Source organism: Mesorhizobium sp. WSM4816 (assembly GCF_055811535.1).
The window spans coordinates 1-10,985 of record NZ_JBVVQR010000067.1 but is presented as its reverse complement, the minus strand read 5'-3'; the positions used below and the strand labels follow the sequence as shown (position 1 = coordinate 10,985).

7 protein-coding genes and 5 pseudogenes are annotated in these 10,985 nt (G+C 60.1%); 4 read left to right on the top strand and 8 right to left on the bottom strand.

What is annotated here, in order from left to right:
* Nucleotides 1-620: 620 nt before the first annotated feature.
* The 7 genes and pseudogenes from AC0L3H_RS32355 to AC0L3H_RS32325 all read right to left on the bottom strand — a co-directional run bounded on the left by AC0L3H_RS32355 (nucleotide 621) and on the right by AC0L3H_RS32325 (nucleotide 7,000).
* Complete coding sequence (locus AC0L3H_RS32355) at nucleotides 621-1,346, bottom strand: helix-turn-helix transcriptional regulator (protein ID WP_473588183.1); 726 nt, start codon at nucleotides 1,344-1,346, stop codon at nucleotides 621-623.
* 538 nt (nucleotides 1,347-1,884) lie between these two features.
* A pseudogene (locus tag AC0L3H_RS32350) lies at nucleotides 1,885-2,135 on the bottom strand (ATP-binding protein); the annotation flags it as partial.
* 15 nt (nucleotides 2,136-2,150) lie between these two features.
* Nucleotides 2,151-3,045 (bottom strand): annotated as a pseudogene (locus tag AC0L3H_RS32345) (Mu transposase domain-containing protein); the annotation flags it as partial.
* 151 nt (nucleotides 3,046-3,196) lie between these two features.
* Nucleotides 3,197-3,597, bottom strand: a pseudogene (locus AC0L3H_RS32340) (group II intron reverse transcriptase/maturase); the annotation flags it as partial.
* A 751-nt stretch (nucleotides 3,598-4,348) separates the two neighbouring features.
* Entirely contained in the window at nucleotides 4,349-4,531 is a 183-nt protein-coding gene (locus tag AC0L3H_RS32335) for a hypothetical protein (protein ID WP_473588182.1), read from the bottom strand.
* A gap of 387 nt (nucleotides 4,532-4,918) precedes the next feature.
* Nucleotides 4,919-6,129 (bottom strand): annotated as a pseudogene (locus tag AC0L3H_RS32330) (IS91 family transposase).
* A gap of 10 nt (nucleotides 6,130-6,139) precedes the next feature.
* Nucleotides 6,140-7,000, bottom strand: a complete 861-nt coding sequence (locus AC0L3H_RS32325; RefSeq protein WP_473588181.1) for a site-specific integrase — start codon at nucleotides 6,998-7,000, stop codon at nucleotides 6,140-6,142.
* A 403-nt stretch (nucleotides 7,001-7,403) separates the two neighbouring features.
* On the opposite strand from AC0L3H_RS32325, the gene AC0L3H_RS32320 reads away from it, so the two are divergent.
* The 4 genes from AC0L3H_RS32320 to AC0L3H_RS32305 all read left to right on the top strand — a co-directional run bounded on the left by AC0L3H_RS32320 (nucleotide 7,404) and on the right by AC0L3H_RS32305 (nucleotide 10,188).
* Nucleotides 7,404-8,228, top strand: a complete 825-nt coding sequence (locus AC0L3H_RS32320; RefSeq protein WP_473588180.1) for an SDR family NAD(P)-dependent oxidoreductase — start codon at nucleotides 7,404-7,406, stop codon at nucleotides 8,226-8,228.
* A gap of 96 nt (nucleotides 8,229-8,324) precedes the next feature.
* On the top strand, nucleotides 8,325-9,086 hold the full coding sequence (locus AC0L3H_RS32315) for an SDR family NAD(P)-dependent oxidoreductase (RefSeq protein WP_473588179.1): 762 nt from the start codon (nucleotides 8,325-8,327) through the stop codon (nucleotides 9,084-9,086).
* Between the two features lie 9 nt (nucleotides 9,087-9,095).
* The gene (locus AC0L3H_RS32310; RefSeq protein WP_473588178.1) at nucleotides 9,096-9,929 is read left to right on the top strand and encodes an SDR family NAD(P)-dependent oxidoreductase; all 834 of its coding nucleotides are present in this window, start codon (nucleotides 9,096-9,098) and stop codon (nucleotides 9,927-9,929) included.
* Nucleotides 9,930-9,963: 34 nt separating this feature from the next.
* The gene (locus AC0L3H_RS32305; protein ID WP_473588177.1) at nucleotides 9,964-10,188 is read left to right on the top strand and encodes a hypothetical protein; all 225 of its coding nucleotides are present in this window, start codon (nucleotides 9,964-9,966) and stop codon (nucleotides 10,186-10,188) included.
* A 243-nt stretch (nucleotides 10,189-10,431) separates the two neighbouring features.
* On the opposite strand, the pseudogene AC0L3H_RS32300 reads toward AC0L3H_RS32305, so the two are convergent.
* Nucleotides 10,432-10,854: pseudogene (locus tag AC0L3H_RS32300) on the bottom strand (transposase); the annotation flags it as partial.
* Nucleotides 10,855-10,985 lie beyond the last annotated feature (131 nt).

Genomic DNA, 10,985 nt, shown 5'->3' with positions numbered 1-10,985 from the left:
TCAAGGTGGATGTTGAATCACCGGAGAAGCTCGTCGTCACATCACAATCGATTCATCGATCACGGGACGTGCTCTAGTGGTCAGCCTGCGGCCGGCCTCGGCGTCGGCTGATCGGGACCTGCAGGACAGACGTCGAGTGGCTGCAGAATAGACCCGGTGGCAACCACAATTTCGGTTCATAAGAATCGGGTTTTTGGCAATTCGGAGGGTCTGACGTGACAAAAGGATTCCGCTCCGTCTGGATGGGTAGTAGCGGGAGCAGCACGTCATCGAAATGCCACCCCGTACCGATACTCGACTAAGAAGTGCCAGGTCTTCGGTAAAAGCCGGATATTCGAATAGCCCCGGCCCGAACCAAAACGGTTGGAGCTTGACGCCGGCACGTATCCGACGCGCTATCCTCGTTAACGACGACCTGCAACGCGCGACTAGCTCGTCGGCGACGAAACACCAACTTGAGCACTTGGGCTGCGAGACCGACGTGGACTGGAAGAATACGGCTGCATCGCGCCTGACCGAGCCGGCGGAACAGAAAGTCTTAGCATCCTTAGCATCCAGTCGACGCTGTATACAAATGAGCGCGACCGAAGGGCCCTAGCACAGCGGATCAAAAGAGCTTTTCAGAGAATTGAGGACCCTTCGGACCCCAAAAGGGCTATGGCCTGATTTTGGGTGCGCACGCCTAGCTTCTTCTTGGCATTGTCCAAATGAAAAGCGATGGTGCGCGGCTTGATGCCCAAGATGCGGCCGGTCACCCAGGCTGAATTACCGCGCGCTGCCCACCGCAGGCACTCATACTCGCGGGATGTGAGCAGTATCCCATCCACTGTTCGATCGCCCGGCAGTTTGCGGCGAACACAACGATGAAAGCAGGTCGCCATCAGTTGAAGAGCTTGTTCATATCGCTCAGCGACCCGAAGAAATACCGGACGAGGCTCATCGGCGGCAAAAGTAACGGCGGCGATGAGGTTGCGTAGATCGACAATTGGGATCGTCAAACCGCAGCGGATGCTGAATTGAGCCGCCTCATCCAATAGCTGCTGTTGAGCTGGCGACATCTTATCGCCGCCCAAATTCGATCCCCATTGAAACGGGCAGCCGCCATTTCGAGCACGCAAGACCACAGGATCGAGTTTCTCATAACAATTTTCCAGGTAGTGTCTGGTCCAGCGAGGTGGATAGTTCGAAATTAGCCTCGGTTTGCCCGATGGTAGTGATGGCAACGACAGGTAGGCAAAGGCGAGTAAGTCAAGTCTTGCCGCCGCCTCAGCCATGGCATCCCGGAAATCTGCCTCATCTACACTCTGTGACAATCTTTCAAGGAATGTCTCGAAAATGAGTGGCATATCCCTCATCATAGTCCAACTCAACCGTTTTTAGACCCAATCGCTGACAGCGGACTCGATAAGAACCTCGTGAAAGGGCTTGCCGCTGTGCAACCGCATTGTGACCAGTTGGTTAAGTTCTCCGTCGTTTCCTGGTTGACGCCTTCGGCGATCACAAAATTGGCGACGAACCGCCTGCAGACTACCCATCCCACGGGCAGCTCCAGCTACGACCGCGGCTTTTCTTTCAGGATTCATGGTCGTTCAGCCAAGGAGTTGCAGCCCACCATCCCGGCAGGTTACACAAAACATTAGGGGGAACGCGCCCGGATGCGACGCCGATCTATTTAAGCTGTCGTTCTTATGCGGTCGGCTGCTGCTATCCCATACCGTAGGTCATCGTCGTGGTATTGAGGTGTCAACCTACATCCAATGGGCATCGAGAGTGAAACGCCCCTCCTGAAAGAGAACTCGGTGACGGGCGGAAAGATGTTCCGTGGCTTCGGCGGCGGTTAGGTCTGGAGCGGAGCAGAGCCGGCTGAGCACATCGGCAACGCTGGCGGTCGATGCCGCGCGGCGTGCGCAATTCGACATCCTCCACCCATGCGCTTTGTCGCAGCGCGGCGAATTTGAGCCGCCTCGTGAGCCGTTTGGTGTCGCGCTCGGCGGCTTCGCGATCGACAAGCAGCCCGATGCGTTCTTCGAATGACAGGGCATCGAGATCCGGTGATCGTCGTTGCTCCTCGAAGGCTTTGGCCATTCCGGTCAGGCCAAGTGCGATCAGCCGTTCATGGTGGGATGGGTGAGCATTGGGTCCTCCCTGGTTCAGTGGAAATAGCCCTGACCGCGAATGTTGCCGTGGCGCAGGGGTTGGTGATCGGGCGTCTCGTCGAAGAAAGCGCGATCAAGGCCGTTCTTGAGGATTGAACGGATTGAGGCGACGGAGCGAGCCTTGATGAGGATGCCGCGTTGGCAGGCTGCATCGACACGCGCATCACCGTAACTCTTGGTCAGTGCCAGAATGCCGAGACAGGTGCGAAAGCCCTGCTCGGGGTGCGGCCGGTCAGCGATGACGGCCTCGAAGAAGGCGGCCGTGGAAGGACCGATCTTCTCGCCGGCAGCGATCAGACCTCCCGGCGTCCACTTGCCGTAGCGGCGATGCGCTCGGCATGTGATCGGCAACGGTCGTATGGCCGCGCCGGTTGGATGCACGGGCGTGGCTGGCGATCCGCTGACCCTTGTGGAAGACCCCGACGGTGTTGTCGGCGACGCGCACATCGACGAGCTCGCGGATGAGGCGGTAGGGCGTGGAATACCAGTGTCCATCGACCTCGACATGATAATCGGGCGCGACGCGGCAACGCTTCCAGCGCGCAAAGACGTATGGATGGTCCGGCAGTTCTCCCAGCTTCGGCCTGTCCAGCTCGGCGAAGAGTTCGGCGCGGCTGGAGCCGAAGCCGCGCATCTAGCGGGCGTTGAGTTCGGCGACGAGCACGCGGATGGCAGCGTTCAGCTCCGCCAGGGAAAAGAAGCGCTGATTGCGCAGCCGCGCCAGGACCCAGCGCTGGGCAATTTGCACGGCGACCTCGACCTTTGCCTTATCCTTTGGGCGTCTCGGCCTGGCTGCGAGAACTGCGGTGCCGTAATGGCTCGCCATCTCGGCATAGCTCCGGTTGAGACCGGGGTCGTAGCGATCGGGGTTGGTGACGGCGGCCTTAAGAGCTCACGACCGTCTGAAATTGGTGCTCATCACCCCGTGAAATCCGTGCTCACGATGCGGTGAAATCCGTGCCCACGATCGCCTGAAATACGCAGACATAGAGGCGGAAGGCCTCGCCGTCGATAGGCCCATTGAGCACCCCGCAGCGCGGCTTCCAGCACCGCTGACGCGTCACGCCGACGGCATCCAGAGCCGATTTTCCCGGTCTGTAACCGTAGGAGTCCGGAAGAAAGAGGGAGTCCAGATCCGGCTCAATCATCTGCTTGATCACCATCTGTGCGATCCGATCGCTGACGGTGGGCACACCCAAAACCCTTTCGCCCCCACTCTTCTTCGGAATGGAGACAGCGCGAACCGGCGGTGGGAAGTACGTACCTGAGGACATCCGATTCCAGACCTTGTAGAGGTTTCCTGCAAGGTCCTTCTCGAACATCTCCAGGGTCTGCCCGTCCGCCCGGCTGCGCCCTGGTTGGCTTTGACCGCTTTGTAAGCTTCGTACACTTGACGTTTCTCAATTCGAAACGGCTTGTCTGTCGTACCTATCGAAGTCATCCTGTTTCCAGTTGTTCCAAACAATACGACCACCTGATCCGACCCCTTTGCTCCGACCCCATTACAGGGCCTTCAACGCTCATACGGGTCGGTCCGCCCCAGTCTCCTGCATCGGTACTCTCGCCTTGCGGTTTGCTCCGCTTGAGCTTCTCCCTTGCATCAGGAGCCTGGTTCCTGCAGTTCCGCGTGAAAGCCTATGTCCGACTCACGCCCCCTCTACGCCGGTCGCCGCCCGCCCAGTCATCAGGCGTCTGGTGGACTTGTCCCAGGATGACGAAACGGTTCTGGTTTCGACGACACTTGGATTCATAACGACGCGTCTTCGGAGGGTTCACTTTCGTTTGTCTTTCGGACACCCACCTGCTCGGATCTTGTCCGAACTTTCCATCCGACGCTCACCACCACGGCTCTTTACCGCAGCAGCTCGGACTGGTTTGAGACCCGCTCCTGAAAGCCGATCCCGGAGGGCCGTCCCCCATCATTCACGCAGCTTTACGCAATGGTGTTAGTTCATTGCGAACTCCTTTCCGCTGCTCTGCAGCACACTCTCGTCGATGAAGACCAGGCGTGTTGGATCAATGCGGGTCTGATAGCGGGTCCATTGCGCGCGCCGGCGCGCCAGCTTCGGCCTGAGCTGCTCGGCCGGCAGAACGGTTTTTTTGAAGCTCCTGCCCTCGCGATGCAGTAAGCGGCCGACGCTCGCAGGATGGACATTGAGGCCGCGCTCGGCCAGTGCTCTGCGCGCCGCCGATCAGATACGGCCTGTGGCCACCCATCTTGCCGGGCGCCGCGCTGCCCAGGCGGCGCTTGCCGCCCAATTGATCACACTCGAAACCGCCACCTTAACCGCCGCAGCCACCTGGTAGCTCGTCTCGCCCGCCTCAAGCCGGGCCATCGCCCGCTCTCGCAGATCTATGGAATAAGGTTTCGTCATCTCCCAACCTCCACACGGTCAGGACATCGAATCAGGAGGGTCCTGTGTGGTCGCGGGCGCGATTGTGCGGGCACGCACGGGTCGCGACTACATTGAAGCCTGATTGAACTGAACCGCGGGATGGCGGGTGGGGCTATGGGGATTTAGGGCTCGACAGTGTGTCCGAGGCGCCGGAGCGGGCTCGCCGATCGCTCTGGGGCAGTCGCCCGTCGTCGCGGTGCAGGACCATCTGCGACGCGAGAGACGGCGCCATTGGGTCGTTGACGCTGAGGTGCAGCGTTGCTGGCGACAGCCAGGCTGCGACTTTGACTAGCGGCGCGCAAAGGCCCGGCGGCGACTGTAGCAGAGGCCGGGATGGACGGTGCGAGCGTGTCGGTAGGCAGCGTGTCATGAGGTGTCTGGCCAGGTCGGGGCCTTGCGCGGGATCGGGCCGAGCGAGGCCATGGCGGCGCCGCAGCCCGGACAGATGTCCAGGGAGCGCCCTGTGAGACAGCGGTAACGCTGGCGATAGTCGGCGGTCGGGTCCGGCGTCAGCGGCGTGGGCGCCGCCAGAAGAAGACGGCACTGGGCGAGCTTGGCGACGCGGTGGCCGTTGGCGAGGAGGCCGTAATGGCGGATGCGATGGAATCCGTCTGGAAGGGCGTGCAGCAGGAAGCGCCGGATGAACTCGTCGGCGCTTAAGGTCATGAGCTTGTGCTTGGACTTGTCGTGGTGGCGATAGTCTTTCCAGCGGAAGCTGACCTTTCCCTGGTCCAGGCTCACGAGGCGGCTGTTGGCGATGGCGACGCGATGGGTGTAGCGGCCCAGATAGGCGAGGACCTGTTCGGGACCGCCGAACGGGGGCTTGGCGAAGACGACCCATTCGATCCGCTTCAATCCAGCCAGTTGGGTGCAGAAAGTGGCAGGGTCGGCCAGCCAGGCTGGCGAGATCGCTGAAGAAGCGAAGCTGACCGGCGTCGAAGGCGTCCTGCAGGCGCTCCAGGAATAGCCGCCTGAACAGGCGCGACAGAACCCGCACGGGCAGGAAAAATCCCGGCCGGCAGGCGATCCATCGCCGGTCCCCGGCCTTCCCGGGGCAGGCTTGAGCGACAGGCCACCGCCCGGCACGACGCAGTGGACATGCGGATGATGGTGGAGATTTTGACCCAGGTATGAAGCACGGCGACCATGCCGATCTCGGCGCCCAGATGCCTGGTATCGGCCGCCGCCACCCTCAAGGCTTCGGATGCGGCCTTGAACAGGATCGCATAGACCGCCGCCTTGTTCTGGAAGGCGATCTCAGCGATCTGGGCCGGGACGGTGAAGACCACGTGGAAGTATGGGACAGGCAGCAGCTCAGCCTGCCGCTCGGCCAGCCACTGGGCGCGGGCTAGGCCTTGGCATTTAGGGCAGTGGCGGTTGCGGCAGGAGTTATAGGCTTGCCGCACGAGGCCGCAGTCGGTGCATCGTTCGGCGTGACCGCCCAAGGCCGCGGTCCGGCACGCCTCCACCGCGGCCATGACCCGCCGCTCGACACGCCCGAGATGGCCGGCATGGCCGCGGCGATAATCAGCCCCGTGACGGTGGAATACATCCGCCACTTCCAGATCCGGGCGCATGGCTCGCGGCTCAGCCGGGCGGCGTGATCTCCATGTGGAGTTGGTCAAAAGGACTGGCGGTTCGGCCGATCACAGCCGTTGAGACCTGGGCGTATAGTGTCGTCGTCGCCAGGCTGCGATGGCCCAGCAGGACCTGGATGATCCTTATGTCCGTGCCGGCTTCCAAAAGGTGGGTGGCGAAGCTGTGGCGAAGGGTGTGCACCGTCACCCGCTTCTCAACGCCCAGGAACTCGCAGGCTGCTCGACAGGCGATCCCCAAGGTCTGTGGATGGATCGGGCCGCGGCCATCGCGCCGGGGAAACAGCCGTCGTCCCGGCTTGGTCAACCGCCAATAGACGCGCAAAATCTCCAGCAGCTGCGGCGACAGCATCACATAGCGGTCCTTGCCGCGCTTGCCTTGCTCGATGCGAATGATCATCCGGCTGCTATCGATGTCCGTCACCTGCAGACGCGCCGCCTCCGCGGCGCGTAAGCCCACCGCATAGGTGGTCATCAGAGCGACCCGGTTCCTCGTCCCCTTCACGGCCTGCAGAAAGCCGACCACCTCATCGGCGCTCAGCACGACCGGCAACTTGCAAGGCGTCCGGGCGTAAGCGATCCGCTCAGGCAGATCAGATCGACCCAGCGTCACGCCGTAGAAGAAACGCAAGGCGCAAACGGTCTGGTTCAACGCGCCCCACGAGACCCTTCGGCCCACTAAGTGGGCCTGATAGGCGCGCACCTCTTCGTATCCCAGTTGATCGGGTGATCGTCCAAAAAATCGACTGAACTTCGCCACGTGATGCACGTAGGATCGCTGGGTCTCCGGTGACAAATTGCGGATCGTCAGATCTTCAATCAACCGCTGACGCAGAGGGCTTATCTGGGCCATCTGGGGTTCTCCTGTCTGGAAGGTTGGCTCGACACCAAATCTTCTCAGACAGGGGCCTCCTCAGGCCAGACCCCGCATCAGCTACCGCGGCAGCGGTTTAGTTCAATCTGATTTGCTCCAACTTGGGAATCCAAAAGGCGAAGCGCTCTAGCACGGCGAGGCTTGGTAGCGGTCGAGCGGCACGCCGCCGGTCGTGAGAAGGGCCAAGATCAATAAATGTCGTAACCTAATTCGTTGTAATCCCGGCGCTCACTTCAGATACGGGAGGCAAGCTGGTCATTCTCGCAAAAACGAGGAAGTTGCGTCGGATACAGTACATCTGTGTTACCTTTATGCACTGCTACCGCAAACCGAAAGTTCGACCGGCAGGAGGTATCCTGCTGTTTCGAACGCAATGGTCCATTTGGCACGGTACCTGCTTGTCTCTTTGCAAAGGGCCAACGTGAATCGGGGATCAAAAAAGATGAATCTAGGGCTTGACGGCAAGGTTGCAATGGTCGCGGCCGCCTCCAGCGGGTTAGGTTTGGCAACAGCTGAGGAGTTAGCGAACGAAGGCTGCCGCCTAGCCATCTGTGGTCGGGATCCTGGGCGGCTACAAAGAGCAGTGGATCGGTTGCGCAGCAAAGGCGCCGAAGTGCTGGCGCGCGCGACCGATGTAACTGACTGCGCGGATGCAGCAGCTTGGGTTGCCGAAACAGCAGAGCATTTTCGGCGTATCGACATCTTGGTCACGAATTGCGGCGGCGTTTCTGCCGGGCCACCCTCAGCTATGACGCCTAAGGATTTCGACGATGCGTTTGACCGAGTGCTTTTGCCTTCTATAACGCTAGTTGCGGCTGCCTTGCCATATCTGCGGCGCTCGCCGGCGGGACGAATATTGATGCTCGCTTCCGAGGCTATTGTACGGACCCCAGCACATTTTGCGCTTTCGGGGGTCGCGCGAGCAGGATTGGTGCCCTACTGCCACACGCTCGTACAAGAATTGTCGGGGGAGAGCGTCACCGTAAATGTACTCGCTCCTGGAGCACACAGAACCGCGATTCACGAAGCCAATCGGCTCGGCGACCACGCCGAAGCCATCCGCGCGCTTGAGGATAGGACCCCGGCGCGGCGCCTCGGCGATCCCTCGGAATTCGCAGCAGTTGCTACATTCTTGGCCAGCGCCCGCGCGGCCTATGTCAGTGGCGCCCTGATCGTCGTCGATGGTGGGCTGAGTGCAACCGTCTGAACAATTCGCCCACTAGAAGAATGATGATAAGCAATTGGGCTTTAACAATGGAACTGATGCTGGGGACATTTTCTGTTATAGAGGACTACTGCTACTATGACCGTTTGCAAAAAGGTGGTTGTCGTTACTGGCGCGACGTCCGGGATAGGGGTCTCCGTCGTACAAGCTTTCGGCGCGACAGGTTCTTCGCTCTTATTGGTCGGTCGCGATCACGTGCGTGGCCAACGAGCTTTGGAAGCGGTTCAGAAACTTGGTTGTCCAGCCCAATTAATGCTCGGTGATGTGGCTGATTCCGGCTTTGCCGAACAAGTAATTGCTTCCACCGTAGAGCGGTTCGGAAAGGTCGACGTCTTAGTGAACAGCGCCGGGATCATTCGCCGCAGAAGCGCCGTCGACACCTCGGATGACGACTGGCGCGAGATGATCGACACCAATGTCAGTGGTGTGTTCTACTTTAGCCGCGCCGCGGTGAAGGCCATGAGGAAGACCGGTGGCGGAAGCATCGTCAATATAGCCTCTACTGTGGGTCTGGTCGGCTGTTCCAATCTGGCTGCTTATTGTGCGTCGAAGGGCGCGGTGGTGCTGTTGACGCGTGCGATGGCCCTGGATCACGCCAAAGAGCAGATCAGCATCAATGCCGTGTGCCCTGGCGCCGTTGATACACCCATGCTTGTGTCAGGCCACGCTCAGCCGGTTACCGCAGACGAGATACTGCAAAGGAATATTGATTCAATACCCCAGGGTCGCCTGGCGACGCCGAGGGAAATTGCAAGCCTGACGGTGTTCCTCGCGAGCGATGAAGCCAGGCACATCACGGGCGTTGCTGTTCCGATGGATGGCGGCTTCACGGCAGGATAGGAGGGATCGATGGGCAATCGGCTATCAGGCAAAGTCGCTATCATCACCGGCGGCAATCGAGGCATAGGGCGTGCAATTGCTGAGAGGCTCGCTGATGAAAACGCTATTGTTGTCGTCGGCGATTTGCGTGACGATCGCTCCGCCGAGTCCGGCATCGCGGAGAGACTCACGTTTATGTCTCTTGACGTCACAAAGGAGGTCTCAGTTCGTGCATTTGTCGACGACGTCCTAGAGAAATTTGGCAGGATCGATATCCTGGTCAACAATGCTGGCAAGGTCATTCACAAGTCCCTCGACGAACAGACTGCCGAGGATTGGGATCGACTTATGGCGATCAATCTCCGCGGTCCGTTCTTAATGGCCAAGTATGTGGTTCCGGAAATGAGACGGAGCGGCTTGGGCACGATCGTCAACATTGGATCTGTCGAAGGCTTTATGGTCAACCCTTGGCATACTGCCTATGCCGCCACCAAGGCAGGCGTGCACGGTCTTACGTTGGGGCTGGCCGTCGACCTTGGTCCGGATGGTATACGTTGCAATACCGTTTGCCCCGGTTGGATCGATACCGAGCTGAATCGCGCATATGTCGAACTCCATCCGGACCGAAGCTTGGTCGAGCGGGAACTGTCGCAACTGCACCCGGTAGGACGAATCGGCTCTCCAAACGAGATAGCCAATGCGGTCCTTTGGCTGGTAAGCGACGAATCCAGCTTCGTTAGCGGAGAGATGATCTCCGTCGACGGCGCCCGAACCAAGAAGATCTCCCTGCCCGCCATCTTGGACGAGGAGTACAGGGCCAAGCTGACGAACGCTCAGGTGCCGGCAAGATCCTCGACGATTTAGACTAGCGCAGCCCACGATCGAGACGGACTTACCGTTGTCGTTGCCCGTCTGCGCTGGCATGGCCCGCCCGGCAAGACCGATCGCCAGCGAGCGGCTCAGTCGCGCCGTCGCTGCCAAGAGCGATCCCGGCGATGCCCACATTCTCGCCGACATCCTGCGCACCGATGGCCAAGGGGTGAGGCCGCTCAAGCCACAGTCCGACGCCATCAAGGCGTCCTGGCACTGGTTCGCGGTCGCGACGATCTCGTCTTTACTTTAAAAGACTCGGGCTGTTCATTCAACCAACCAACTGCGCCCGCTTCTGGCCAGGAGCTAGACTAGTTTCCGTCCACAAACGCTTTTGCGAGCATTTGCAATGGCTTGTTGGCGGTTGATGGGCGTTTGAGCGGTATGGGCAGGACGTGGGGACGGTGGTATCGTCGGAAAGGTGTTTGTGGGCGCGAACCCGCGCACGCCCACGAGCCGGCTTTTGCCGGTGCGACGCGCTTCCGATGGGTCAGCATCAGGTCGGCTTGAGGCGCGTGAAGACGACGAGATTGTAAGCCACGACCGAGGACCAGACGTAGGTCTTAAAGTGGTCAAGGCCGCGCAACGTGCAGCGCGCCAAGCCGTAAGCGCGTTTGAGGCATAAGATGTCGGCTCGATGCCGGCTCGGAAGTTGCGCAGCTTGCGATAAACCCAATTGCTTCTAACCATGTCCTCGATCCTGAGGTCGTCTTTCTTGTTGAATGCCATGTCGCGAACGCCAAGGTCTTCGCTGTGGTCAGGTGTCGCGACTGGCAAAGCCGCCGTCGGCCGCCACCTGCCGCGGCGCGTGACCATAGAAGGCAATGTGTCGTTCAAGCATCGGCAGCAATCGATCGCTGTCACGTGGATTACCCGCCTCGATCACCAGGTCGAGGATCATGCCGACCCTGCCGGTGGTATGTTGGCGTTGGCGAGTAGCGGAGACGCGTGCGCGCCTCCGCTCTCTCAGAACGGGACTGTCAGGAATTCTGTGCGCGAGGCCGATTTCGTCATTGGCTGACGAACCTCTCGCCGAAGACGACGGCGAAC